At 58.1% G+C, this 25,164-nt stretch carries 22 protein-coding genes and 1 tRNA gene; 7 read left to right on the plus strand and 16 right to left on the minus strand.

All coding sequences use genetic code 11. The features are described 5' to 3' along the window. Positions 1-245 precede the first annotated feature (245 nt). Together RHSP_RS09725 and RHSP_RS09730 are read left to right on the plus strand one after the other, a co-directional pair. Positions 246-824 (plus strand): methylenetetrahydrofolate reductase C-terminal domain-containing protein, encoded by a 579-nt coding sequence (locus RHSP_RS09725; RefSeq protein WP_004115740.1) that lies wholly within the window; start codon positions 246-248, stop codon positions 822-824. Between the two features lie 3 nt (positions 825-827). Beyond that, a complete protein-coding gene (locus RHSP_RS09730) occupies positions 828-1,934 on the plus strand; it encodes a methylenetetrahydrofolate reductase (RefSeq protein ID WP_037151355.1) in 1,107 nt (368 codons plus the stop codon). Positions 1,935-2,120: 186 nt separating this feature from the next. Here RHSP_RS09730 and RHSP_RS09735 read toward each other — a convergent pair whose 3' ends face one another. Beyond that, positions 2,121-3,062 (minus strand): LysR family transcriptional regulator, encoded by a 942-nt coding sequence (locus RHSP_RS09735; protein WP_200863250.1) that lies wholly within the window; start codon positions 3,060-3,062, stop codon positions 2,121-2,123. A 78-nt stretch (positions 3,063-3,140) separates the two neighbouring features. Here RHSP_RS09735 and RHSP_RS09740 point away from each other — a divergent pair, with 78 nt between their 5' ends. Together RHSP_RS09740 and RHSP_RS09745 are read left to right on the plus strand one after the other, a co-directional pair. Beyond that, entirely contained in the window at positions 3,141-3,386 is a 246-nt protein-coding gene (locus RHSP_RS09740; protein WP_004115744.1) for a hypothetical protein, read from the plus strand. Between the two features lie 583 nt (positions 3,387-3,969). Next, on the plus strand, positions 3,970-4,989 hold the full coding sequence (locus tag RHSP_RS09745; protein ID WP_348641761.1) for a GlxA family transcriptional regulator: 1,020 nt from the start codon (positions 3,970-3,972) through the stop codon (positions 4,987-4,989). A gap of 37 nt (positions 4,990-5,026) precedes the next feature. Here RHSP_RS09745 and RHSP_RS09750 read toward each other — a convergent pair whose 3' ends face one another. From RHSP_RS09750 to RHSP_RS09765, 4 genes are all read right to left on the minus strand, one after another. Further along, entirely contained in the window at positions 5,027-6,358 is a 1,332-nt protein-coding gene (locus tag RHSP_RS09750) for a diguanylate cyclase (RefSeq protein WP_004115748.1), read from the minus strand. 186 nt (positions 6,359-6,544) lie between these two features. Further along, positions 6,545-7,375, minus strand: coding sequence for a response regulator (locus RHSP_RS09755; RefSeq protein ID WP_004115749.1), 831 nt, complete (start codon positions 7,373-7,375; stop codon positions 6,545-6,547). 342 nt (positions 7,376-7,717) lie between these two features. Beyond that, the gene (locus RHSP_RS09760) at positions 7,718-10,315 is read right to left on the minus strand and encodes a mechanosensitive ion channel family protein (RefSeq protein ID WP_004115751.1); all 2,598 of its coding nucleotides are present in this window, start codon (positions 10,313-10,315) and stop codon (positions 7,718-7,720) included. 447 nt (positions 10,316-10,762) lie between these two features. Further along, positions 10,763-12,178: an FAD/NAD(P)-binding protein gene (locus RHSP_RS09765; RefSeq protein ID WP_004115753.1), complete on the minus strand. Its 1,416-nt coding sequence runs from the start codon at positions 12,176-12,178 to the stop codon at positions 10,763-10,765. Positions 12,179-12,912: 734 nt separating this feature from the next. Here RHSP_RS09765 and RHSP_RS09775 point away from each other — a divergent pair. Continuing rightward, entirely contained in the window at positions 12,913-14,121 is a 1,209-nt protein-coding gene (locus RHSP_RS09775; RefSeq protein ID WP_004115765.1) for an SfnB family sulfur acquisition oxidoreductase, read from the plus strand. Between the two features lie 35 nt (positions 14,122-14,156). On the opposite strand, the gene RHSP_RS09780 is transcribed toward RHSP_RS09775, so the two are convergent. The 3 genes from RHSP_RS09780 to RHSP_RS34605 all read right to left on the minus strand — a co-directional run bounded on the left by RHSP_RS09780 (position 14,157) and on the right by RHSP_RS34605 (position 16,852). Further along, positions 14,157-14,624, minus strand: a complete 468-nt coding sequence (locus RHSP_RS09780; protein ID WP_037151356.1) for an RrF2 family transcriptional regulator — start codon at positions 14,622-14,624, stop codon at positions 14,157-14,159. Between the two features lie 207 nt (positions 14,625-14,831). Next, complete coding sequence (locus RHSP_RS09785; protein WP_037150985.1) at positions 14,832-16,292, minus strand: FAD/NAD(P)-binding protein; 1,461 nt, start codon at positions 16,290-16,292, stop codon at positions 14,832-14,834. Positions 16,293-16,549: 257 nt separating this feature from the next. After that, a complete protein-coding gene (locus tag RHSP_RS34605; RefSeq protein WP_157385332.1) occupies positions 16,550-16,852 on the minus strand; it encodes a hypothetical protein in 303 nt (100 codons plus the stop codon). An 863-nt stretch (positions 16,853-17,715) separates the two neighbouring features. Here RHSP_RS34605 and RHSP_RS09790 point away from each other — a divergent pair. Further along, a complete protein-coding gene (locus tag RHSP_RS09790) occupies positions 17,716-18,000 on the plus strand; it encodes a hypothetical protein (RefSeq protein WP_004115771.1) in 285 nt (94 codons plus the stop codon). Positions 18,001-18,120: 120 nt separating this feature from the next. Here RHSP_RS09790 and RHSP_RS34610 read toward each other — a convergent pair whose 3' ends face one another. From RHSP_RS34610 to RHSP_RS09800, 3 genes are all read right to left on the minus strand, one after another. Continuing rightward, positions 18,121-18,297, minus strand: coding sequence for a hypothetical protein (locus RHSP_RS34610; protein WP_157385333.1), 177 nt, complete (start codon positions 18,295-18,297; stop codon positions 18,121-18,123). After that, on the minus strand, positions 18,282-19,301 hold the full coding sequence (locus tag RHSP_RS09795; protein WP_157385334.1) for a metallophosphoesterase: 1,020 nt from the start codon (positions 19,299-19,301) through the stop codon (positions 18,282-18,284). The genes RHSP_RS34610 and RHSP_RS09795 overlap by 16 nt, the downstream gene beginning before the upstream one ends. Positions 19,302-19,363: 62 nt before the next feature. After that, on the minus strand, positions 19,364-19,681 hold the full coding sequence (locus RHSP_RS09800) for a DUF1515 family protein (protein WP_037150991.1): 318 nt from the start codon (positions 19,679-19,681) through the stop codon (positions 19,364-19,366). Between the two features lie 270 nt (positions 19,682-19,951). Between RHSP_RS09800 and RHSP_RS09805 the strand changes: the two genes are divergently transcribed. Then, a complete protein-coding gene (locus tag RHSP_RS09805) occupies positions 19,952-20,989 on the plus strand; it encodes a tyrosine-type recombinase/integrase (RefSeq protein WP_004115777.1) in 1,038 nt (345 codons plus the stop codon). A gap of 96 nt (positions 20,990-21,085) precedes the next feature. On the opposite strand, the gene RHSP_RS09810 is transcribed toward RHSP_RS09805, so the two are convergent. The 5 genes from RHSP_RS09810 to RHSP_RS09830 all read right to left on the minus strand — a co-directional run bounded on the left by RHSP_RS09810 (position 21,086) and on the right by RHSP_RS09830 (position 25,160). Further along, positions 21,086-21,161 (minus strand) — tRNA-Lys (locus RHSP_RS09810). Between the two features lie 124 nt (positions 21,162-21,285). After that, positions 21,286-22,203 carry a PhzF family phenazine biosynthesis protein gene (locus RHSP_RS09815; RefSeq protein WP_037151357.1) on the minus strand — a complete coding sequence of 306 codons (918 nt, stop codon included), beginning with the start codon at positions 22,201-22,203 and terminating at the stop codon, positions 21,286-21,288. 68 nt (positions 22,204-22,271) lie between these two features. Further along, positions 22,272-23,009 (minus strand): NUDIX hydrolase, encoded by a 738-nt coding sequence (locus RHSP_RS09820; RefSeq protein ID WP_004115781.1) that lies wholly within the window; start codon positions 23,007-23,009, stop codon positions 22,272-22,274. Next, complete coding sequence (locus tag RHSP_RS09825; RefSeq protein WP_004115784.1) at positions 23,006-24,121, minus strand: endonuclease/exonuclease/phosphatase family protein; 1,116 nt, start codon at positions 24,119-24,121, stop codon at positions 23,006-23,008. Before RHSP_RS09825 ends, RHSP_RS09820 begins: the two co-directional genes overlap by 4 nt. A gap of 43 nt (positions 24,122-24,164) precedes the next feature. Next, on the minus strand, positions 24,165-25,160 hold the full coding sequence (locus RHSP_RS09830; RefSeq protein ID WP_004115786.1) for an isopenicillin N synthase family dioxygenase: 996 nt from the start codon (positions 25,158-25,160) through the stop codon (positions 24,165-24,167). Positions 25,161-25,164 lie beyond the last annotated feature (4 nt).

Below are 25,164 nucleotides of genomic sequence, written 5' to 3' on the forward strand. Positions count from 1 at the left end.
GCGTTCCGCCGATCGCTGACGCGCTTTTCCGGTCCGTCGCTTTTCAGCCCATGCGGCGTCGTGCCAAGCACAGTCCGGCAATCGGGCGCCGTGCATTGTCGGATGAAAGGGAGATTTATGCATGGCGGACCGCATTGCCGTTGACCAGCGGGGCATTCCGGCCCGGACCATCGCCGAAGGAGGCAGTCAGACGGCGAGACGCGCACGTTGTCCCAGACGGCCGGTGACGCGCGGAGACCTCGACAATGGCTGACGTCATGCAAAAGCCCGACACCGCGGCACCCGTGAAGAAAGCCGCCGACGACAACCGCACTCCTAGCAGCTCCTCGCCAGATCGCAGCACCCGACGCAAATATGCGGTCCGTCTCTGGGTGGTGCGTCATTCACGCTTCTTCGAATGGTTCTACGGTCGCTTCGCCAGCTTCTTTCTCCGCCTCCATCCACTTTGGGCGTTGATCGGCTATCGACGCGCCGAGCGGCCGGTCGCCTTCGTCGAGCGTCACGTGAAAGGGTTCCTGTTCGACTGCCGCATGTGCGGCCAATGCGTGCTGTCGTCGACCGGCATGTCCTGCCCGATGAACTGTCCGAAACAGTTGCGCAACGGCCCCTGCGGTGGCGTGCGCGCCAACGGCAATTGCGAGGTCGAACCGGATATGCCCTGCGTCTGGGTGCAGGCATGGAAGGGCGCGAGCAACATGGTTCATGGCGACGCGATAATGAGGGTGCAGGACCCGGTGAACCAGTCGCTTCGCGGGACCTCGTCCTGGCTGCGCGTCACCGCACAAGCTGCGGCAGCGCGTCAAGCGGCAAAAAGGAAAGCATGATTGATGGCGCAGATCGACGAAAATCCGTTGGGCGCCGGTCTGCCGCTCGATCCCCTGCCCGGCCATTCCTCGCTCGGACGGCTGGAACGCGTGCTGCGTCGCGGCGAATTTGCCGTGACCGCCGAGCTCAATCCCCCCGACAGCGCCAACCCGGAAGATGTCTATGAGCGCGCCGCGATCTTCTCCGGCTGGGTCGACGGCATCAACGCGGTCGATGCGTCCGGCGCCAACTGCCATATGTCCTCCGTCGGCATCTGCGCGCTGCTGACCCGCATGGGATATGCGCCGATCATGCAGATCTCCTGCCGCGACAGGAACCGCATCGCCATTCAGGGCGACGTGCTCGGCGCGGCTGCCATGGGTGTTTGCAATATCCTGTGCCTTACCGGCGATGGCGTTCAGGTTGGCGATCAGCCGGGGGCCAAGCCGGTTTTCGATCTCGACAGCATGTCGCTGCTCGAGACTGTGCGCACCATGCGCGACGAGGCGAAATTCCTGTCCGGCCGCAAGCTCACCTCGCCGCCAAAGGTCTTTCTCGGCGCGGCCATCAATCCCTTTGCGCCACCCCACGACTTCCGGCCCTATCGGCTGGCGAAGAAGATCGAAGCCGGCGCGCAGTTCGTCCAAAGCCAATATTGCTACGACGTGCCGATGTTCCGGGAATACATGAAGAAGGTACGCGACCTCGGCCTGGCGGAGAAGTGCTTCATTCTTGTCGGCGTCGGCCCTCTGGCATCGGCGAGAACCGCGCGCTGGATGCGCTCGAACGTACCCGGAGTGCATATACCCGACGAGATTATCAGGCGGATCGAAGGCGCTGCCGACCAGAAGAAGGAAGGCAAGCAGCTCTGCATCGACATCATCAACGAGGTCAAGGAGATCGAAGGTGTTTCCGGCATTCACGTCATGGCCTACCGCCAGGAAGAATATGTCGCAGAAATAGTGCATGAATCGGGCGTGCTTCGCGGCCGCCGGCCATGGAAGCACGAAACCAGCCGCAGCGATGTGCTTGTCGCCGAGCGTCTGGGCCATATCCGCGAGGGTCAGGAGGAACGCCAGCAAGAAATGGCCGAGGCAGCCGCCCATCACCCGCAGCACAAGGCGAATTGAAAATCGAAAGACTTAGGCCGCACTGCAGCAAGCATGTGCGTTCGAACAGGCCTCGCCTCAGTAAAGGCAAGGGCTGATCAACTGTTGGCCCAATACACGCATCGCCGCTTTGCGCGGGCTACCGCCGACACAAGGAACGGCATCAGACATCACGGTCGATGCAAATAGCGGGCGATCGTCCGCGGCTCAGGCCGCCATTTTGCGACCGATCTCGACAAACGCCTGACGGATGCTGTCGGCCACCGCCTTCATCGGCCCCGTCATCTGCGATGCCGTCAGAAGGCGAATGTCGAAGGAGGTCAGTTCCGGCAATCCCTCGTTCGGTCCGAGGATCTCCATATCCTCGGTAATATAGGAGCGCGGGAACGGCGCGACGGCAAGATCAGAGACGATCGCGGCGCGCTGCGCCATCGTATGGGCACTGAGATAGGAAACGCGATAGGCCCGCTTCTGCCGTTCCAATTGCGCCATGGCCTCGGAGCGCCAGATGCAGCCCTCCTCCCAAATGGAGATCGGCAGCGGGTCCCGACGATAGGCGGTGCCGCACTTGGCGCCGGCCCAAACGAGACGCTCGGTATAGATGACTTCGCCTTCCGTCGGGAACGGTCGCGTCGCGCAATTGATCAGCGCCAGGTCAAGCCGCTGCTCCTCGATGCGCTTCTTCAGCTGGATGCTCATGTCCACGACGACATCGACCATGATGCCGGGATAGCTTTCCGAGAAACCCTTCAGGACGGTCGGCAGCAGGCGCTCGCCGATATCGTCAGGCGCACCGAGCCGCACCACACCGCTGAGTTCGGGCATGATGAATCGCGATACCGCCTCGTTGGAGAGTGCCAGTATGTTGCGGGCATAGGAAAGCAGCATCTCGCCATGTTGCGTCAGGCTCACCGAGCGGGCGTCGCGCAGGAACAATATGACACCGAGCTGCTCTTCCAGCTTCTTGATCTGCATCGAAACGGCAGATGGTGTCCTGAAGACCGCATCGGCGGCGGTGGAGAAATTGCCGGTCTCGGCGATGGCAACAAAGGTGCGCAGAACTTCATTGTCAAGCAACGGTATGGGCCGACGGAGCGAAGCGGTCATATCGAAACCTTTCAATTTTTCTGATTTTAAACACCATATCATTTCATTTGTCTGAATGTCAATGAACCACCATATTAGACGCAGTGAAATTGATACAGGCAGCCGCAAAGGAGCAAAACCATGGCTGACACAGCATTCGGCGAAACCTCCCGCCTTCTGAATCTACTCCATGTCAGGAGAGTTCAGCGGACGGCGCAGCACACGCTCGATGAGATCGCGACACGCTTTCCCGCCCATCTGATTGACGACGTAAACGCGCGCGGTCTCCCGCCGGATCGCACTCTCTCCGCTCTCGAGCGAAAATCCGGCAAAGTGCGATCGTTCAAGAATCCTAATGACAGCTATAAGATCTATTCGTTTGATTGATGGGCAGGCCGGGTTCATATTGCCCTTAATGGTCGCGACCCTTTGAGTATCCAACACTGAAAGGAACCAGAAAATGACAGCAATCACTTACAGACACACTGGCAGGACGCGGGGATCGTTTCCGTCCGGTGCTAGCTTGATGCCCTTTTTATCTCGCGTTGCTCATCGCTGGCAGCAATGGCGTTCGCTGCGTGAGCTTGAGTCCCTGTCCGACGATGTACGCAAGGACCTGGGCTGGCCGGCCGCGGATGAACCCAAGAATCCGAAGGCCATTCGATGATCGAACAAGACAGTAAATATCTGAGGCGACGCTCAACCCCAACGAGTGTCGCCTTTTGAACATTTGTGCATCCGTGAGCGTCCTCCGGATTAATCCTGAGAATTAGCCACATATATATTTAGCTTCTCAGGCAAATTGCCCGCCTTTCTCCAGCTTCCCTTCTCCAGCGCCGCATTTTCCTTAGTAAACGCAAATATTCCTTTGCGGCCGCGATTATCTATGCCAATGTCGCTAACAGACCATCCAGCCGCCGTATTTGACGCAAGGAATACACAATGGTCCTAGAGGATGGATTTTCACGATATGAGCAAGACTCCGATTAAGACGCGTTCCCTGGTTTTCTTCCTCGTTCCACACTTCACCATGCTGCCGTTTTCCGCCGCAGTGGAGACGCTGCGAATAGCCAACCGCATGCTGGGCTACCCCGCCTATACATGGCGGCTTGCCTCGACGGACGGCCAGAAGGTCTATTCTTCCAGCGGCATCGGGCTGGAGGTCAACTCGGCGCTCGCCGACGAGCGGCGCTATCTTGGTGGGGAAAACCGGCCGAACATGGTGCTCGTCTGTTCCGGCATCTATGTCGAGGAGTTTAACAACAAATCGGTCAATGCGTGGCTGCGCGAAACCTATAATCGCGGCGTCGCCGTCGGCAGCCTCTGTACGGGCGCGCATGTGCTTGCCCAGGCGGGTCTGCTGAACGGCAAGCGCTGCGCGATCCATTGGGAAAACCTGCCGGGCTTCTCCGAGACCTTCCCGCAGGCCGAGGTCTACGCCGATCTCTACGAGGTCGACAGCAATCTCTATACATGCGCCGGCGGCACGGCCTCGCTCGACATGATGCTGAACCTCATCGGCCAGGATTTCGGCGAGAACCTCGTCAATCGCGTCTGCGAGCAGCAGCTGACCGATCGCGTCCGCAGCCCGCACGACCGCCAGCGCCTGCCGCTGCGCGCCCGCCTGGGCGTCCAGAACGCCAAGGTGCTGTCGATCATCGAATTGATGGAAAGCAACCTCGCCGAACCGCTGTCGCTGCTGGAGATCGCCGATGACGCCGGCCTCTCGCGCCGGCAGATCGAACGGCTCTTCCGTCAGGAGATGGGACGCTCGCCGGCGCGCTACTATCTCGAAATCCGGCTGGATCGCGCCCGGCACCTGCTCGTGCAGTCCTCCATGCCGGTCGTGGAAGTGGCGGTTGCCTGCGGCTTCGTATCCGCCTCGCACTTTTCCAAGTGTTATCGCGAACTCTACAACCGCTCGCCGCAGCAGGAGCGCGCCGAGCGCAAGCTGACCATGTCGACCAACCGCACCGGTATCGTCGTGTGAACGACCTTAATCCGGATCAGCCAACTACATCGGCGGTCTATTCGGCCGCCTGTTCCGTCATCTTGTAGTCGGAATAGACCTGGTTGCGGCCGTTATGCTTGGCCATATAGAGAAACTGATCGGCGGCATTAAGATAATTGTCGAAGGATTCGTAACCGCCGATCTCGGCGACGCCAATGGAAACGGTAACCGACAGTTCTTCGTCGTCGGCGTGCACTTTTAGACTGGCCAGACTGAGACGAACTTCATCGCACAATGCCGTCGCCGCGCGCGAATTCATCTCGGTGAAGAGAATGGCAAACTCCTCACCGCCCAGGCGGGACAGCAGGTTGCCGGTACCTTCGAAAAGAGATTGAAGCCGGCCGGCAACGGCCTTCAGCACCTGGTCTCCGATCTCGTGACCATAGGTGTCGTTCAAATTCTTGAAATGATCGATGTCGAGGATGGCGACCGAACCAGGTCGCTGTTGGCGCAGGCACTCGTTCACGAGCTTAGGCCCGTGGTCATAGAAATAGCGCCGGTTATAGAGACCCGTCAGATAGTCGCTCGCTGCCGCCGCGCGCAATTGCTTCAACTGCGTCAGCGTCTCGACATTCAAGGCGATGCGGCACTGCAATTCTTCCGGAACATAGGGCCGATAGATGAAATCGCTGGCACCGGCCTTCAGGAACGTCGCAGACAGCAAGCGGTCGTTCGAGGAGGAAACACCGATGATGCGCATCCGGTCGGACCCATGACAATGACGGATGCGGCGGGTCAGCTCGTGGCCATTCATATCGGGCATGTTGTAGTCGGTCACGACGACTTCGATGTCATCGAATTGATCGATCATCGCCAGCGCTTCGACACCCGTGCTGGCTTCGGCAACCTTGTACTGTTGCGCAAGCAGCAAATCCGTCAGCATTTTGCGCGCGGACGGCAGGTCGTCCACAACCAGCACGCGCGTCGCGCGGTTGGCAATGGCACGCTGGACGGCGGAGACGAGATTGTCGAGCGCAAACTCGCTGTCCTTAAGCACATAGTCGACGACGCGGCGCACCATGATGCGATTGCGCGTCGCGATGTCGAAGGATGCGGTGAAAACAATGGTCGGGATATTGTGGGCGACGGCAACATCCAACGCCTCACCGTGGGCGGCATCCGGCAGGTTTAGATCGATCACCGCCATGGTGAAACCGCGATCCCCATTCTCCAGCACCTCGTTAAGCGCCTTCAACGAGGAGCAGTGGGTCACGGCAAGGCCGAGCTCGGTTTCGAACCGGTGGGACAACACGGCCGAAAACATGCGCGAATCCTCCACCAGAAGTATCTTCTGGCCGCCATTGCGATAGCCTGCGCCGTCGCCGAGGGATCCCGCATGCAGTACCATTTCCCTTAAATTCCTCCCATGCCTTCCGGCATATGAATTTTCAGTCAATCGCAGGTCTGCCAAACCATCTTCCATCTATCCTGAACAGGATTCGTGAAAAAATTGGAACCACTGATTGCAGACATTCACAAAAAAATGAATCTTCCTCACATTTTATCGGATTTTTGTCGCCCGCTACACCTTGTTTCAGGCGGTTTCGGTGACACGACGTGCCAGTCGGATCTGCAGCAGCGTATCCAGGTTTTGATTCACGCGGCAGTAGAATTCTTCGTCGATGAACGGCCGCAGGATGAAATCGTTGCCGCCGGCCTTGAGAAAACGTGCCGACAGAAGCCGGTTGTTGGATGAAGAAACGCCGATGATGCGCAACTCATGCGAGCCGGTCGTCGCGCGGATGCGCCGGGTCAGATCGAAGCCGTCCATATCGGGCATATTGTAGTCGGTGATCATGAGGCCAATATCCGGATTGGCTCTCAAGAGCTCCAGGGCCTTGGAGCCGCTCTCCGCAACGCTGACGCGGAAGTTGTAGCGCTTCAGCCGGCTGGACAGCAGCGCACGCGCCGTCGCACTGTCGTCGACGATGAGGACGTGGTGGCGATGGTTGGTCAGAAAGCGGCAGATCGATTCCGCCAGCATGTCGACGGCGAATACGTTGTCCTTGAGGATATAATCCACCACATCCTTGGCGATCAGCTCGTCGCGCGTGCCTTCCAGAAAGGTTCCCGTGAAGGCGATCGTCGGAATGCTGAGATCGAGCAGATAGGTCAGAGCCTCGCCCTTTTCGGCGCCCGGCAGATTCATGTTCGAAATCGCCAGCTTGATCGGCTCCGATGACTTGTCATAGGCAAGCTGCAATTCATCGAAGTTGCGGCAGATTTCGACGTCGATGTCCAGAAGCTCCTTCATCCTGGCTCGGATCATCGAAGTAAAGAGATTGGAATCCTCCACAAGAAGAATGCGCGACCCGGCAAGCGACGCACCAGAATACTGCATTCCCGAAACACCTAGAAATGACATAGTAAAAAACCTGTTTTGAAAATTATCCCTCTATAGTTTTTCTAGAACGAAAGCCTTTGAATATTTGTTAAATCGACTGGTTTCCCGAAAATGAAGGAAAAGGGGCACCCAAGGCGTGCCTGTTGCCAAGCGCGCGCCGTCTAGAGCACTTCCAGGAAAAGTGCGCAGCGGTTTTCCGTCCGGAATGCGTAAGAAAACAAGAAGATAGAGCGTTTCCGCGATTCAAAGAAAAGCGGAAACGCTAGCCTCGGGAAACCGAGCCGCATGCAACCTCATGAATTCCTCAGGCTGGATGCCTGATGACGCCCTGCTGGGCTCGCAGCGTCTCGCTCGCCGGTCGCGTCACTCAGCCGCCGTTCTGCCGCGCCGCCGGCCTGCATTCTTCGCATCGGGCGCATTTTCTTCTGCCGGAGAAACGAGGCTTTCAATCAGGTCGTCCTCGGTCTCGGGACCGTCAGCCGAATCCGTCAGCCGTTTGCCGGCGGCATCCGCCCGCTGACCGCGCCCGCCGCGAACGATGTGCAATTCCTGGTGCGGATAGGGGATAGAGATTCCTTCTTCGCGGAACCGTTTCAGGATCTCGATGCGGAGATTGTTGCGGATTTCCATACCGTCGGAAAGGTCGGAAAGGTAGAAGCGCATTTCGAAATCGAGCGACGAAGGGCCGAAGCGCAGAAACTCGACATGCGGCTCCGGATTTCTCAATATCTTCGGAACGCCGCGCACGAGTTCCAGCAGGATCTCCATCACCTTCCGCGGATCGGAATCGAAGCTGACCGAGACCGGAATTTCCGAACGCGCAAGCCTGTTGCGGTGGGTCCAGTTGCCGACCGAAGCATTGATGAGCTCCGAGTTCGGCACGATGATCGACTGCTTGCGGAAGGTCTCGATCTCGGTGGCGCGAACCGAGATACGCTTGACAATGCCTTCCGACGTGCCTGAGACGATCCAGTCGCCGACCTTGAAGGGCCGCTCGACCAGAAGGATAAGGCCGGATACGAAGTTCGACACGATGTTCTGCAGGCCGAAACCGATACCGACCGAAAGGGCGCTGGCGACAAGCGCCAGGCTGGACAGGTTGATCCCAGCGGCGGAAATGGAGATGATCGCGGCAACGGCAATGCCAAGATAGCCGATACCCGTCTTCACCGAATTGCGGACGCCCAGATCCACCTGCCCCCGCGCCATGACATTACTGTCAAGCCAGCGCTGGAACCAGCGCGTCAGCAGATAGCCGCCGGCAAACAGCAGAATGCCGACGAAGATGCCGAGCAGCGAGATCGATATGTTGCCGATCCTGATCTCGGTAAACAGCCGGTAGGCGATGAGTTCAAGATCCTGAACGTGGAAGCCCCAGGACAGCAGGATCAGCGGGATGCCGGTCAGCAGCGCGACGGCGTAGGTCGCAAGTCCGGCGACGAGGCCGCATTGATCGAGCGCCACCTCGCCGAGCCTGAGACGGCTTTCCAGAAAGCGGCCGATGATCGTTTCGGCAAAGACACCCTGTTTGGAGACCACCTTGCCGAGCTGGAAGCCGAGATACATCGTCGCGATGACGGCGCTCGTCATGATCATCTGCGTTGCCATGAAGCGGGCAAGGCCGACATAGCCGATGAACGACGTGAAAATCACCAATATGCCGAGAACGCGAAGGATGATCGCCATGCCATGCGGCCAGCGGCGCCCCGGCGCATTGGGATCGCCGCTCCTGGCGAGCATCGGCGAGCCGAACGAAGCTGCGATCAGGATCACGCCGATCAGCAGGGCGGCAAAGAAGCTCTTCACCACGGTGACCACGACGGGAGATCCCATCGACTCGCTGATGCGGTCGAAGACATAGTCCAGCCCGTTGACGACGGCCATCGCCTGCAGGCACCAGGTCAGCGAATATGCGCCCTTGTTCGACAATTTGACGAGGCGCCAGTGCGGGCGGGAAGGCGCGAAGACGGCATTACTCAAGCGCCCGACGAAGTAGACAAGGCCGATGAAACCAAAGACTGCCGCCAATATCGGCGCGACATCCGGCCGCAACACATTGAAATTCGAAAGGAAGAAAAACGACGTGATGAGAAACGCCGCTAGCGAGAGGGTGCGTATCAGGGTGGACCAGAAGGCTACGGAGAGCCGGCTGATATAGGCCGGGTTCTCAACGGCTTCGTCCTGGACGTAGTAGCGGCGGAACAGACGATAGCCGCCGGAAAGGAAAAGCAGGGCCGCACCGGCCGACAGGAGGACGGCGGCCAGGAGCGAGCCAAGCTTGGCCTTCAGAACGAATCCGATCCAGCTGGTTATCGCATCGCTGAAGCTGAGGCTCTCGGCAACAAGCGCCGACCCGGCGTCTTGAAACGTGTTGCCGGAAATTTCGGTGTGCTTCAGCAACGTCTCGGTGAACAGCTTTCGACGTTTATCCACCAACTGCATCGAGACTCGATTGGCCTCAGTGGTCAGATTATCGGCATCAAGCATCAGGGCGCTGATCTGCGCGCGCTCGGCATTGAGGCGGTCGCGTTCCTGTGTGACGATCGCCGCCTCCGGCGGCTGGCCTTCCTTGGGCGCAGGCCCGAGCTGGGTCAGACGTGCATCGATCTCGGCGTTACGGGGCTTCAACCGTGCCGAAATAGCCGTGACGGAACGATTGAGCTCGTCCGCGCGTCCGGAAAGCGCCACCAGCGTCTCATCATCGCCGCCCGGCTGCTTTGCGCTATCGTGTAAGGAGGCATATTCCTTCTTTGCCTTGTTCAGATCGGCCATGGCTGCATCGATCAGCCCGTTGGCGACTGGCTGAGACTGCTGGTCCGCCTGTTCCGCCGGCTGTACCTGTGCCGGCTGCTGATCCTGCGCGAACGCATCCCTGCCCGCCAGCGGGCCGGCGGCCGTGGCGACGCTCAGCCCCAACAGCAAGATGGGCAGAAGAGGGAAACGGAATTTCAACAGGCGCAAGCAAAGCTCCTCGTCGCAGATTTATGTCTTGGGCAACGGATGACCGGAATCGCCACAGAAAATGAGAACCGAGTCGTCCTATATTGTGATAGCGAATTTCATAGTCCTTACGCGTACGGCTTGTAAGACAAAGAAAGGCGACACGAAGGCATTTTCGCCTTTATAGGTCCCAGAAACCCGCGCGAAACCGCATATCGTCCGTTTCTATCCGCCAGACCGTGCATCAAGTGCATCCTTACCTGCCGGAAATAGGCCGAGAAAGGTTCCCGACAATGGCCGATCTCGCTACCTACCCTTCAACTATATCAGGATAAAGGCGACCTCGCCGATCGATCCGGTGACAACACCGAACTGCACATCGGCGCCTATTGCGCAGATGCCAGCGGGCGCTCTATTGGGGAAAGGTGGACTACACCCGATCCGTTCGCCTTGATATTCGGGAAGTGGCTACACCGCCTTGCACTGCGGATGGAAACGCTCCGCCATGCTTTCGGCAGCCGCATAGGCCTGCGTCACGATTTCCGGCACCAGATCGATATCGGGAAGACTGCCAAGCCCCAGCGGGCCAATGGCGAAAAGCGCACCCGCTGCATGGCCGCTCACCTCAAGCGCCCCCGTCGCTTCGACGGCAAGGCCAAGGCCCAGTTCGTCCGGCACCGCGAGGCCGGCATCGATCAGGCTGCGCAACAGCGGTGCACTGAGATTGGGCGCCTGGCATCGGCAATCGATCACATCATCAGCGTAAAGCTGTTCGGTATCCTGCTTCCCCGCCGGTCTGAGCAGCAGCCCGGTGGGCGTCCGGCGGATCAAATGGCCGCGCCGAAGCACGGTGTTGCCTTCCGCCAATTCCTGCTTCAATCGAACATGCAGCGCTTCGGGCAGGCGATTGCGATGGCTGTCATAGAGAGCCCTCAGATGGCGATTGAACTGCTGCTTCTGAATGGCAGGCAAGGATCGCCAGAGAGAGCGCGCATGCTTGCGAAATCCGTTCATGATCGATTGCCAGCTCTGGCCATCGGCCTCGGCGGCTTGGCAGGCGCTTCGAATGAAGCGGACGATCCCACTGAGCTGAGCGGGCATCTTATCGGCCGGGAAGACGGGATCGGCATTGTTGCGCGTATGGCTTTGCGGCAGGAAACCGCGCCTCGAGACGATGGTGATCTGGCCGGTATAGCCATTGTCGCGCATCTGCAGCAGCCGGTCGACGACGCGCAGGCCGCTGCCGAGCAGGATCGTGTGTGGACGCGACACCAGCCGGCGTGCGCGCACCGTCGTCGGAATATTTGCCAGGTCGCCGCCCTGCGATTCCTGGTCGGCCAGGCCGTAGCCGGTCGCGAGCACGACCATATCGAACGGCGCACTGGCCGCACCGTCGCTCTCCACCACGAAGCGTTCGCCGCGAATACGCCGGAGCCCGAAGACCATCTCGCTGCTGACCTGCACCGTCACATCCCGTCGGGAAGCGAAGGCCTCCGAAAAGCGCTGATAGACATAATCGCTGAAAATGCTCTTCGGGACGAAAATCTGCAGAAAGCCGGGTATCGCCGCCGGAACGGCGCTGCGGAACGGGGCATTGCCGGAAAGCCATTGATTGAAATCATCGGGATCCCCGGCGGAGACGGAAAGATCGCGAACGCGGCTGTTCAGAATCTCGCTGCTACGGCCAGACGCCAGCGCCTGCCCTCCGCTCACGGTGGAATTCGGATCGAAAAGCTGCAGATGGAACGGAAAGCGCACCGTCTTCATCAAGGCGATCGCCATCATCATGCCGGAAAAGCCGCGACCGATCACCGCGATACGAGGCATCGCATAGGCTCGGCTCGCCGCGTTTGCTTTGGCGGAAAAAAATCCCTGAACCGTCATATCAACTCCTGGAGCGAGAGCTGGTCGATCGTGCTTTCCTTGAGTTTGCCTAGTCTACGGCCTGCGAAACACAGAATTCAGACGCATCCGGCCGCTGACAGGCAAAGAGCTGCGGCACACAGAACGCACAAAACCGCATCGATTCTCAAATTCGGCACATCCGCTTCGGTCCGGGTTTCTATCCAGCCCCGAGAGCGATGCGACATGCAGGTCCAACTCCGATCCGAAACCGGATGCCTGCAATTGGCTGCACGGATGACGATCAATCAGAGCGCCAGGAGGCAGCGGAGTTATTGCTATTGTCTACTTATTTAGTCGTATATGAAAGCGCGAAAATGCGCCGCTAGCAAGTGCTTTCTTGTCAGCCTGGTAATCTGCGCCGATCGAACGGATGCCGTTATCGCACAAGAGACGCCCCGCGACTGCGCGTCCCCTTGCGGTCGATGCGATTGTCGCGGAGGCACCACCGCGCGCCCAATGCCCCTGCCAGCGGCCCTCTGCAGAGCCGTTCAAACCGGGAAGGATCAAGGTCGCGGCCATGGCGCTCTCCCGGACGCAAGCGATCGCCATGCCCGACGGCGCGCTTACAATTTCTCCATCGGACGCCTATTATGCCAACGACACGGCAGGAATACGCAAAGAAAGTCTATTGTAGACTACATCTATAGAAATTATCATCATAATGATTTGCCCTGCCTGAAGAATTGACCTGGCATCGGCCGATGGAGTGATGAATGGGGACTGTTTCGCAGTTGCACGAACGCGTCAGGCCACCAGCGCATCGCATTCAAAGCGAAGAGGAAGCGCTCGATATTGCAAGATCGCTCGCCGCGGGCTTCTCACAACAGGCAAGCGATCGCGATATCAATCGCGTGCTGCCCTATGACGAAATCGAAACCCTCTCCCAATCCGGCCTGCTCGGAATTTCCGTGCCCTCGGACCATGGCGGCATCGACATTTCCAATTCCGTGCTGACCGAGGTCGTCGCCATCCTCGCGGAAGCCGACCCTTCCATCGCACAGATTCCACAGACGCATTTTCATGTGCTGGAAGCCGTGCGGATCGGTGGCAGCGAGGAGCAGAAGGCATCCCTTTTCGAGAGGGCCATTATCGGCGACCGCTTCGGTGGCGTCTTTGCGCAGATCAGCGCCGGCACAGCCGGTCAAGATGCTCTGCAGGTGACCTCGGATGGGCTAGGCTATCGCCTCAACGGCAGAGGTCTCGATTCTCCCAGCGTGCTGTTTTCCGACTGGATCGCCATATTCACCGCTGGCGAGGGTGACGGAGCTTTCGTCGCCGTCATTCCAAGAAACACGGAGGGCGTTCAGATCATCGATGATTGGGATGGCTTTGGCCAGCGCACCTCTGGAAACGGTACGACCATCCTGCATAATGTCTATCTCAATACCGATGAGGTGCTCTTTAAAGACGAAAAGCTGGGACACCCCTCCATCGTCGACTGCGTGGGGCAGCTCACCCATGCCGGCATCAATCTCGGCATCGCCCGATCGGCCCTTGCAGCGGCGATCGACTTTATCCGTGCGCATCCCCATCCATCGCCTGAAGGTGATGACAAATACGCCGCCGACGATCCGTTGATCATCGCCAGAATTGGCGAAATCGCCGTCCTCATCGAAGCGGCCACGGCAATGGTGGAGCGCGCCGGCAGCAAGATCGATGCGGCCCAGATCAATCTTACGGAGGATCACGTCATCGACGCCGCGCTATCAGTCGCGGCGGCGCAGGCCATGACGGCCGAGGTCGCCATGGAAACGGCCAATGCGCTGTTTGATCTCGCCGGCACCTCGGCGGCATGCATCGGCCTCAATCTGGACCGCCACTGGCGTAACGCCCGCATTCGTACGCTGCACGGCCCGGCTAGACGGAAATACAATATCGTCGGCAATTATCATCTCAACGGCATCAAGCCGTCGAGGCGTTGATCACTTCGATTTAGCGAAGCGCGGGGATCGCCACGTCAGCCGATATGGGACGCGCGATAATCTTCCCGTTCCTGGATCTCGAGTTCCGGGCCGCCGGCAACGAATTGCTCCAGCGTCATGTTGTCGAGAATCTCGGCAATGGCGTCGCGGACCTCCGTCATGGAGCGTCGCACCTGACAGCGCTCCGGATCGGAACAGTCGTCGCAGGCTTCATAGGCCGTGCGGCTGGCGCAGCGGATCGGCGCAAGCGGACCGTCCAGTGTGCGGATGACATGACCGATGCGGATATCCGCCGCCGGTCGAGACAGAGAATAGCCGCCGCCCGGCCCCTTCTTGGAGCGAAGCACACCGGCATTGCGCAGTTCGAGCAGGATGGTATCGAGGAACTTTTTCGGAATGTTGTTGCGCTGGGCAATATCATTGATGAACGCTGTTTCGCCCGGCGCCAGACGCGCCAGATCCACCAGCGCCTTCAATCCGTATTTTCCTTTTTTCGTAAGCATCGCTGTCCGCTTTACTGCAAAGTCGATTGTCGGAAACCCGGTTTGCTTCGAGAGAGACTCGAACCGGCCTATCATGTCGTCATGGTTGGCGGCAGTAACCCCGCCACCTCGAACGAACAAGATAGTAACTCACAAATTGTATAGTTTATATGAGTAAATTTAGGCAGATGTATCGCCTAAGCAACGATTTTGCGGTTTTTCTTGGATTTAAGTGACGCTATTGGCCAATTGTGCCTTGCGACGCTCATTCAAACACTCGGTAATTGCCCCAGCTGCCTGTTCGGCGACGAGAACTGCGTGCTCGACCACTTCGGGCAGACCCATGAGTTCGCCGAAGGTCCCGCGCGCCAGTGGCCCGGAAATGAATAGCGATGGCACGACCGCTCCGCTCGCATCGAGCGCCCGCGATTGGATATTGCAGGCAAGCCCGAGCCCCGTGGTATCCATGGCAAGCAACCCTGCCTTTGCCAATGCCTCGATCCAGTCCTGCGATTGCAGGATGCCACGATGGCCTGGACCTGTGGTAACGACAACGGCGTCGAATTGCCTGTCAACGCTCCAGTCGGAGCGGCTGAGCTTCAGTCTGCAATCGATAACGCCATCCGTCACCCGGACGGAGGCAACCGAAGCCGCGAGTACTTCGAGACGGCCAGCGTCGATTGCCCGTTCGCTGACGGCCTCAACCTGCGGCGCGACGCGAAACCGATGCACATCCCAGAAAGGCCGCAAGTGGCGAACGACGCGGCGGCGCTCCTCAAGCGGCAGCGCCTGCCACAAATGCCGCCCTTGCGCCCGCACCTGATCGATGACGGCATGCCAGCTGCGCCCCTCGGCTTCCGCCTCGCGAATGACTGCGCGTACGCACCGCAACAGCGAGACTGCCGTCTTCGACGGGCTAGCAGCGAAATCGCCGAACAGCTCCTGCTTGACGCGCGCATGGCCACGCGAGCGCAAGCCACGCCGGGATATGGCGGTAATGCGCCCCTTGTGTCCACGCAACTCAAGCGAAGCAATGACATCGGCCGAAGTCAGGCCATTGCCGACCACCAGCACGCGATCATCGGCACGGATGGCCGCAAGCGCATCCGGCTTGGTCGGATCCGCAACGAAGCGCGGATGGCCGGCAAGGGCATCCTGCAGCAATTGCGGCGGCAGCGGCGACGGATGGCTGGTGGCGATGATGAGAATATCCGCGTCCACGCTCCGCCCCGCCTCACCCGTAACCGTCCAATGGCAATCCGTCCGCGAGATGCGCTCGACGCTCTCCCGGAGATGAGTCACGCGTCCGTCCTCGACGAAAGGATGTATCATGCTGTTGACGTAGTTGCCGAAAGCGGCACGGCGCGGAAACAGGCTGCCATTGGCGACAACCGCCGTCTCATCCTCGTCAAGCGCGTGCCGCTCCTGCAGCCAGCGTTGAAAATGCTCGATGTCATCGGGCAGCAAGCTCATTTTGGCAGCCGGCACATTGATCCGGTGGGCCGGGTCCGGCGTATCATAGGCAAGCCCTGCGCCCAGGCGCTCGCGCGGCTCGAATATGAAAAGCTGGCCAGGCCGCAATGACTGGCGCTGCAGCAGATGGAAGGCAACTGCCGTTCCGGATACCCCTCCGCCAATAATGGCGATAACGGGCAGATCGTGCGCCCGTTGGTCAGAGCCAATGGTCAACAGCCAACTCCTTCCGGACTGATCGGCGTGAAAAGCTTAGCGCTCGCCGAGCAATCGCAATTGCCGTACTCGACAAGAATATACTCTATAAATTTTATTGACAATAACACCCAGAGACGAAACTCGAACGCCCCACAATCCGCGCCCCAAACGGGACGATAAGGCTTTGCAAACAAGTATTTAATTGTGCCGCGCACAACATTGTTTTTGCACCGCAGGATGTAAAAAACTTGGCGCATAACGAACAAAAGAACATACTAATGATCGTTCTGATCCGTTTTCTCTTCGGGAGGAGAAACATCATGGAACTGCTTCGTCTGCTCACCCCCTTCGACTACACGTTGGTGCTGCTTTTGGCGGCCATCTTTGTATTTAGCGTGTTGGAAGGCGGACATAAAAAGCACTAGGCGCACCCCCGCCTGAGCCAGCGGAAGGACGATTTCGGGGTCGAAAAGAGGTTCGGGAATAGCGCCGGCTTCGAAGCTTGCAGCCATTCGCCATAGATGAATTCGCTTTGCTGCAAACGCCTGCGCGGAAAGATCGGATTCCCGCAACACCATAAGCTCGATGCGGCGCAGTTGACCGGGACTGAACAGGATGACGCCCGGAAATCCTCAGCAGGCGAGCACGCAGCCTCTATCATGGAGCGTGCCTATCCAAGAGCCATTGCGAGGCATCGCCGTCGCAAGTAGATTATCCGGCCTCGAATGAATTGGCTCTTACTGCCATGTATGATGGCATGAAATAACGCCCTTCTCTTCACGAATCCCACGTACTTCCTCCGCAAGCCTCGCGCAAACGATCCTTGAGAGAATTTTCCTTGTCGGAAAAACACCGGACACATGGAGATATATTTATGGGATACGACTGGGACGGCAGCAAAACACGACGAATACGAAAATTGAAATACGGGATCTCTCTCCTCCTCTTCACAATATCTCTGGCCGCGCCGGCAATGTTCCTGCTGCATCTTCATTGATGCGGACGCGCGCCCGCCTGCGGACCAGATTTGTCTAGGCCGGAGTGAAGGAAGGAATATTTCAAGCGCAATCCGACCGGAGAGACGGATCGAGACGCCAAGCCTCGGCTGTAACGCAAATGGCACCAGCGCGCTGCTCGCTCATCGCCGGCGGCTGAAGAAGATGATCCCTGCCAGGATTAAAATAGCCGGAATGCCGATAATGTTGAAAAAGAGCGCGCATGACTTGGAAACCGTGCCCAGGTCGTCGGCGTCAATCAGCGTCAAACTTCAGCTAAGTGCTTGAAAAATGGTGGGTGATGTAGGGCTCGAACCTACGACCCGCTGATTAAGAGTCTCTTGCTTAATCTATGAAATCAATACCACTTAGCTCCAAACTGCATACGATTTGCGATGGTATAAATCAATCACTTAGCAGCCGATTCCAAACCAAGGAGACCACCAATGCAGATGATTGATAAGGTAGCTCTGGCTATCGAAGGACAAGACGTTCTCGACGACGAAGACAAGTACCGCTCAATGGCGGTTGCGGCGATCGCTGCGATGCGCGAGCCATCCGCAGCGATGATTTCTGCCGGTCTCGTCCAAAGCAATAGGGATGATATCGACCTGACGGAAAATGAAGTGGCAGGAATTTTCCAAGCGATGCTCGACGCAGCACTTCAGGAAGGCAAGGAGACGGGAGGATTAGGGGGGATTTTGCTGAAGCCTAAAGGCGGGGCGATTTGATCGCGGGCTTCGTGGCGTCTTCCTTGGGCGGAAGCGCGCAGACGGTGATCCTATAGCGGTCACCGTTCGGTATGCGGATTAGGCCGCTACCGTGACAGGCGGGGCAAGAGCGGTTGCCCTTCATTTTTCCCACCTAAGCGAACCAGCAAACTCGCGAATGGCTTCGAGGATCCACTTAGCTGGAACCCGTCCGAATGATAGATTGCCTATCAGGAACTCATAGACGGGTTTGTCGCCGTCCATGGTGACCTTAATGCGGATTTCGGGGGGATCTTCGTTTTCTACCGTCTTTTCCATCGGAGGAACTCGCTCCCTTCCTCAGGATCAGCAAAACAGTGAACACGACCAGTAATAGGATCAATGATTGAAAAGATGGACGCTCCGTTCTGGTATTCCGCGAAACCATTGACGAGCCCATAGTGATCGAACCATTTGTATCCGCGCGTCTGCGCCAGCCATGTGGTCTTGTTCCGTTCAGGAATTTCGTAATGGTCGAGCTTGAATGAGTGGATATGACCCGTGACGAAGAGATCGGCCTCTTGGCCGAATTTGGCGTCCCGAAGAGTGCCGTGGGACGGATTGTAGATAGAGTTGCCCTTTCGCCCGTGCGCGAGATCAACGCGCGTCTCAGAGTCGTTTTTGTGGACTAGGCGGAATCGCGCTCGCCAATCAAGAACGGGAACGTAGGTCGCTCCCAAGCGCTTGTAGAATTCATCCCCACCGTTCCAGGCATCATGGTTTCCCAAAATCCAGACTAGCCATTTGATGCCAGCCGAGAACATAAACCATTCAGCCATCCGTTTGGCGGTCTTGTTCGAGACTTCCGATTCAGACCAAAGCTTTGCTAGGCGCCCGGTCCAAGGCCAGTTATCTGTCGTATCGCCAATGTTGCCGGCATAGACACCGTCCTGCCGACATATCGCGATATGACGTTCAAGCAACGGCCAATTGCAGCCGCCATTGTCAAGGTGAGGATCTCCAAACCAATTGATGGCATAGGGCTTATCCTCATTGATCTTGATTGGAAACCAATTGCGGGCCTCGGCTGCCTTCGCCTTGCGCTCGAAAGCCTTACGCTGACGAGCTAGAACATCCTCAATCGGTTCCTCTTCGTCCCCCTCCTCCACAAAGGCAGGCATCTCGACCAATTCCCGCATTTCACCGGCCAGATTTCGACGCTCTGCCTCTTTTATGCGTCGCTCAAGCCAGTGCCATTCTTTGCCAGTGGCGCGGGCCGCTTCTTGGATAGACTTGTATTGCTTTCGAAGAGTAAGCGCTTCGAGGCATTCTGCATCGGTCAACGGGCGCGGAGGCATAACATCCCTTTAGATTTGATTGCGGGAAGGCTTGCTATGGGCAGCGCTCAAGGGCCGGTCTTAGTCAGCCACGAGAGAATATTAGAAAAGTACGTTGTAATGAGAAAAGTCAGCGCTGAGGCACCAATGCCGACGATGAAAAGGGCGCCAATGCCCCTTTGTTTCCAGGCATGAACCTCATCGACTGTTGGCTTCATCTTCTCGACGACTTTGGTTGTTTCGACTGAGGTGTTTTCAACCTTGGCAATCCTGTCACCGAAGTCATCCATGCGCTTGTGCATGGCGGCGCGGCTGGCGTCTGATTTTTCGTCAGACTTCTGGATCATCTCCTCAAGCCGATGATTCGTTTCCTGAATGGCCCGCATACTCCTTTGCAAGAACAAAGTGCCAACATTGGCAAGGAGGAAGGATGACGATCAACCATCGCCTTCTGACAAAATCTGAAGCTGCGGCCTACCTCAATCTGAAACCAACACAGTTCAGCAATTGGATCAAAGAGGGACGAATATCCCCTGCTCTGCCAGGAACGCATCGTTGGGACCGAGTAGCCCTTGATCGCGATATTGACCGGATATCGGGCATTGCGTCAGAATCGCCCGCGGTTTCGGAATTAGATGAATGGAGGCAGCGTAGGAATGCGCGTCGAGCTCAAAGGGCTGCACAAAACCAGTAAGACCTTGGCCGACGGCTCCAAGCGCGACTACTACTATGCTTGGAAAAACGGTCCGCGCATCAAGTCGGCTTACGGGACCACTGAATTCTACGATGAGTATCGCCGGCTGACCAAGGAGCGAAAATCTCCTGATGCCAATTCGTTCCAATCGATCATCACGCTCTACAAGCGATCCGAGCTGCCGAAACGGAAGCCGAGCACGCGTCGATCGTATCTCCAATATATCAAACTGATTGAAGAAGAATTTGGCGACATGACCATCGCCGCCGTCGAGGAAACAGGATCGAGGGCTGACTTCCTTGAGTGGCGCGCCGAGATGGCTGATCGCCCGCGGACTGCGGATCTGGCTTGGTCCGTCCTTCAAAAGATTATGGCGTTCGGCGTCCACACCGAAAAGCTAAAGCGCAATCCATGCCTTAAGGCCGGTAGACTTGCTGAGACCGGTACCAGACGCGAAATCATCTGGGGGCCAGCAGATATCGCAAAGCTTAGGGAAAAGTCCTCACAGCCCGTCGCAGACGTCCTGACGCTCGCCTTGTGGACAGGTCAGCGCCAGGGCGACCTCTTGCGACTGCAATGGTCAGCCTACGATGGCACAAGGATACGCCTTAGGCAGGCGAAGACAGGGCGCTACGTTACCGTTCTCGTCTCGGGAGAGCTTCGCACAACGCTGGATCGACTGAAGCAGGCGAACGATGAGCGCAAGGTGAAAACCCTGACCATCCTGACCAACTCGTTCGGCAAGCAATGGACAAGCGATGGTTTTCGAACGTCATGGGGAAAGGCTATTGACGCAGCCAAAATAACCGGCCTGACATTCCATGATCTGCGCGGAACATTCATTACCAGAGCTAGGCGTGCCGGCGCTTCGATTGAGGATATTGCTGAAGCATCCGGTCATTCGATCATGGATGTGCGGAGCGTTTTGGAAACGCATTATTTGGCTGGCGATGAGACCGCCGGGGATGCCGTAATTCTAAAACTGGAAGGGAAAATTTAGAGAACAAATCTCCAAACCAAATCCAAACTTCTCCAAACCGAGTTTGTACAGCGGAAAGAAAATTTGGAGAAAACATAACCAACTCAGAGAGTTAGTTGGTGGGTGATGTAGGGCTCGAACCTACGACCCGCTGATTAAGAGTCAGCTGCTCTACCAACTGAGCTAATCACCCGTACCGCTTGCTGGCGGCGTGACCGGGCATATAAATAGGATCGGTTTGATTGTCCAGCGGCCAAACGAATTTTCTTTGATTATTTCTCAAAAAAATTTCGGAGGCCGCCGAAAAGCCTTTAAAATCAAAGCTCAAGAATTCCGGAGGCAACACGCACCGCCTGGCCGCCAATGCGGGCATTGGCGATCTGGCCACCATCGACATCGAGATGAAGATGAATCAGCGAGGGACGTCCCATCTCGATTCCTTGCTCGATGATCACCGGATGATGCCCGTCCGGCAGTCCGTCGAATTGATTGATCGCGCCGGAGAGCGCAGCCACCGCCGCACCCGTCGCCGGATCCTCGACAATGCCCATCCCCACCGGGAACATGCGTGCATGGAACTTGGCGACATGGTTTATGCCGCCGCGGCAATAGATGAAGGCCGAGGCAAGCGCGCCGTCGACGAAGGGAACCGTCTTTTCCCAGAGCTGCAGATCGAATTCCAGCCGCTCGGCAGCGCCGACATCGTGCACAGGCACGAGAAGGAACGGCACGCCTGCACTCCAGATGGAGGGGACGTGATTCTCGAAACCGATCTCGGTGATCTTCAGGCTGAGCGCGTTGGCAATATCAGCCTTGTCGAGCGGCAAAGTGATCTGTTGCGATTTTCTCGGCAGATCGAATTCGGCAAAGCTCGCCTTGTTCTGCCGGAGCTTGATCGCGCAGCGAACCGGCCCGACCCGTTCGTCCAGCACGGAAACGAGATCGAGATCGCCGCCATGGCTGGCATGGGTCTTCTCCGCAAGCGCGATCGCCGTCCCGACGGTCGGATGCCCGGCAAAAGGCAGCTCGCGGCCAGGCGTGAATATGCGCAGGCTCGCAGTATGCGCCTGATTTTGCGGCGGCAGCACGAACACCGTCTCGGAGAGATTCATCTCCCTGGCGATCGCCTGCATCGCCTCGTCGCTCAGGTCCTCGGCATCGAAGATGATCGCCAGTGGATTGCCCGCCAGTTTGCTGTCGGTGAATACATCATAGACACTGTAGCTGCGCGCCAATCCCGCCTCCATCCACGCTTCCAAATCTGATTATTCATAGCGGCAAGCGACTTCAGCGCAAGCCTAAGCTATTTCCCTCTTCCAAAGAACCAAGCGAGGATAGGCAGCATCGCCGCGCTGTAGTGATGCGCGGCCGGATCGGCCGATCGAATGGCGACCGCGCCTTCGACCTCGTCTTCTTCGGAAACCAGCATATGCGCTTCGATCCTGCGCAGCATATCCTCAGCCGTCCAGGGAAAGTGAAAAACGCGAAAAAGAGTGACCGAACGGTTCACATGCGTACCGTAATATCCGGGCTCGACGATCGCATCGTTGAGATCGAGGCCGGTCTCCTCCAGAACCTCGCGGCGCATATTGCCTTCGACATCGCATTGCCCGCCGACGACGTCGCTTTCATCCATCGATCCGGCGGCACAATAGACCTGGCCGGGATTGGCGGTATGGGGCGCCATGCGGATCGCGATCAGCGCGCCATCGGAGGAAATCGCCACAGCGAAGGCAAAGAGGTGAAAGCCGCCCGCCGCTCTTTGCTTGCGCCACCAGAGAAAGGTGGAAAACGGCGCCAGATAGGCTTCTGCCTTCACCACGCCATCGCGGATCGACACTCGATGCTGGAACACCATGCGCCCATCGTAAAGCGATGGATTGGCGGCACTTTCCTTTGCCCAATTCTCCCGCACCGCTTCCCGTTCGCGCAGATGGAAGGGATGCTCGCCGGGCAACACGGCAAGATCCATCCGCGAGACGGGAAAAACGCTGCCTTCCGGCGGCCAGCCGGCCAAGTCGTGCTGTTTTGAAACGGTCATATCAGGTCCAATGTCATGACGACGGGGCAATGGTCGGAGGCCTTCGGCCTGTCCCAGCCGACACGCGGATAGCGCTCGACCTCCTGCCCCGGCGGAAATATGGTGCGAAAAGGCTGACCCGAACGGATAATGTCGGGAGCGCGCGTCGCATTGGCGCGCGCCAGAGCCGGTGATAGCCAAATGTAATCGAGCTGGCAGAGCCGCTGCTCCTGCGGTCCGCGTGCATGATAGAGCGTCCAACGGTCCAGTTCTTCGCGGCGGCGCACGATATTTTCAGCAAAGCCGTCGTGGCTGAAAACATCGAGCGCGCTCCCTTTTTCTTCCTTGCGCGGCTCGAAGCGATAGCCGCTGCGGCGCGTACCGATGACATCGATCCAATCCTGATAGTCGTTCATGTCGCCGCAAATCGCAAAATTCCTCGTCGCCGTATGGCCGGCACCGAACCGGCTTTCGATGATGCGGCGAACGGCCAAGGTCTCGGCCCGGCGGAGCGGCATGGTCGCGTGGCGCCCATCCACGCCTTCGCGCGCCGACCCCATCGATTTCAGATGAACCACATAGAGCGAGAACGGCACACCGCCAATGTGAAGATGCAGCTCGAGACAATCGCGCTTGAAGATTTTGTCTTCCGCATGAAGGCCGAGTTCGGCGAGTTCATCATTGAAAAGGCCGAAATCGCCATAGGTCACCATGGCGTGACTCTTGATATCGTTGAGCACGATCGGCTGGCCATCGCGCGTTTCCTCGCGCATCATGACGGCAACATCGATGCCACGGCTGTCATTGCCCTCGATCAGGAATTTCTGCCTGTAGCCATTGCCGACCATGCGGTAGAGGTAGCCATATTCGAAGGCCTGCAGCGCCGCCATGTTGTCGACCTCCTGGAGGCAGATGATGTCGGCATCGGCATCTGCGATCGCAAGCGCTGTCATCTGCCTAGTGTCGTCGGTCGCGGCCACCACGCGCGCCGCTTCCAGCTGCTGATAGACCTCTTCGCTGCGGACATCGAAGAGCTGCAGCACGCGATCCTGCCGCAACTGGTTGCGAAAACCGGTGTAATCGAAACGGGTCAGAAGGTTTTCGACATTGAATGTCGCAAGGCGCAGGGACATGAAGCATTCCAGTTTGCATAAGAGAAAGTGAGCCGGCTTATGTTCAGCCGGCCTTTGCAGTAACGGTCGATTTGAACTTGCCCATCAGATACGGGCCGGAAAGAACGGGCGCATATTTCGGCTCTTCGCCTTGCCTCAGACACGAAGGCAGGCAGGCGATTTCGGCAAACCAGTTCGGCTGATGGAAGAAGGCAAGGGATTGCCGCCGCTGCATGCCGCCCTCTTCCGGCGGCGGATTGACGACACGATGGACCGTGGAGACCCAGCGATCGTTGGTCCACAGCGCCATCAGGTCGCCGATATTGATGACGAAGGCACCGTCCACCGGCGGCACCGGCGTCCAGTTGCCATCCGGCGCGATGATCTCAAGCCCTTTCGAGCCGGGCTGCGGTAGCAGGATCGTCAGGCTGCCGTAATCGGTATGCGCGCCGGCACGAAGCTGGCCGGGCTGCGGCGGTACATGCTGTTCCGGATAGTTCAATGCCCGCAGGGCGCTGATCGGTGCATCGACATAGGAATCGAAGAAGTGCTCGTCGAGCCCCAGCGCTGTCGCGAAGACGCGCATGATACGCGCCGCAAGACCTTCCATCGCTCCGTAGTATGCCTTCCACGCCTCTGCGAATCCATCAGGCCCTTCCGGCCAGATGGTAGCGGCATAACAGAAGCCGAGCGCTTCCGGATCGCTCATGCCTGCGGGAACGGAAAGCGGGCCACCATTGAAGCTTTCCTTCAGGTCAGGCGGCGTGTCGACATTGCGCGATTTTGCCAGCGCTTCCGTACCCGGCCCGAGATAGCCATAGGGATAGCCCGGATAGAGCGTCTTGGCGCGTTGCTTCACTTCCGGCGACAGGTCGAAGAATGCCTGCGTCTTCTTCCAGACCTCGGCGATAGCAGCTTCGGCGACACCATGATTGGCGATCGCGAGGAAGCCGGTCGAGCGGCATATCTGATCCACTTCCGCGCCGAGCCGCTTTTTCTCGTTATTGTCAGCCGCCTCGAAGGCACCGAGATCGAAAATCGGAAAGCTATGATCGGACATACGC

It is taken from the genome of Rhizobium freirei PRF 81 (assembly GCF_000359745.1).
GTDB classification, from domain to species: domain Bacteria; phylum Pseudomonadota; class Alphaproteobacteria; order Rhizobiales; family Rhizobiaceae; genus Rhizobium; species Rhizobium freirei.

Excerpts from the sequence above, each read along its gene's own strand:
- RHSP_RS09725 (WP_004115740.1), top strand. The coding sequence starts at position 246 with ATGGCTGACGTCATGCAAAAGCCCGACACCGCGGCACCCGTGAAGAAA.
- RHSP_RS09730 (WP_037151355.1), top strand. The coding sequence starts at position 828 with ATGGCGCAGATCGACGAAAATCCGTTGGGCGCCGGTCTGCCGCTCGAT.
- RHSP_RS09735 (WP_200863250.1), bottom strand. The coding sequence starts at position 3,062 with ATGATATGGTGTTTAAAATCAGAAAAATTGAAAGGTTTCGATATGACC.
- RHSP_RS09740 (WP_004115744.1), top strand. The coding sequence starts at position 3,141 with ATGGCTGACACAGCATTCGGCGAAACCTCCCGCCTTCTGAATCTACTC.
- RHSP_RS09745 (WP_348641761.1), top strand. The coding sequence starts at position 3,970 with ATGAGCAAGACTCCGATTAAGACGCGTTCCCTGGTTTTCTTCCTCGTT.
- RHSP_RS09750 (WP_004115748.1), bottom strand. The coding sequence starts at position 6,358 with ATGGTACTGCATGCGGGATCCCTCGGCGACGGCGCAGGCTATCGCAAT.
- RHSP_RS09755 (WP_004115749.1), bottom strand. The coding sequence starts at position 7,375 with ATGTCATTTCTAGGTGTTTCGGGAATGCAGTATTCTGGTGCGTCGCTT.
- RHSP_RS09765 (WP_004115753.1), bottom strand. The coding sequence starts at position 12,178 with ATGACGGTTCAGGGATTTTTTTCCGCCAAAGCAAACGCGGCGAGCCGA.
- RHSP_RS09775 (WP_004115765.1), top strand. The coding sequence starts at position 12,913 with ATGGGGACTGTTTCGCAGTTGCACGAACGCGTCAGGCCACCAGCGCAT.
- RHSP_RS09780 (WP_037151356.1), bottom strand. The coding sequence starts at position 14,624 with ATGCTTACGAAAAAAGGAAAATACGGATTGAAGGCGCTGGTGGATCTG.
- RHSP_RS34605 (WP_157385332.1), bottom strand. The coding sequence starts at position 16,852 with ATGGTGTTGCGGGAATCCGATCTTTCCGCGCAGGCGTTTGCAGCAAAG.
- RHSP_RS09790 (WP_004115771.1), top strand. The coding sequence starts at position 17,716 with ATGCAGATGATTGATAAGGTAGCTCTGGCTATCGAAGGACAAGACGTT.
- RHSP_RS34610 (WP_157385333.1), bottom strand. The coding sequence starts at position 18,297 with ATGGAAAAGACGGTAGAAAACGAAGATCCCCCCGAAATCCGCATTAAG.
- RHSP_RS09800 (WP_037150991.1), bottom strand. The coding sequence starts at position 19,681 with ATGCGGGCCATTCAGGAAACGAATCATCGGCTTGAGGAGATGATCCAG.
- RHSP_RS09805 (WP_004115777.1), top strand. The coding sequence starts at position 19,952 with ATGCGCGTCGAGCTCAAAGGGCTGCACAAAACCAGTAAGACCTTGGCC.
- RHSP_RS09820 (WP_004115781.1), bottom strand. The coding sequence starts at position 23,009 with ATGACCGTTTCAAAACAGCACGACTTGGCCGGCTGGCCGCCGGAAGGC.
- RHSP_RS09825 (WP_004115784.1), bottom strand. The coding sequence starts at position 24,121 with ATGTCCCTGCGCCTTGCGACATTCAATGTCGAAAACCTTCTGACCCGT.
- RHSP_RS09830 (WP_004115786.1), bottom strand. The coding sequence starts at position 25,160 with ATGTCCGATCATAGCTTTCCGATTTTCGATCTCGGTGCCTTCGAGGCG.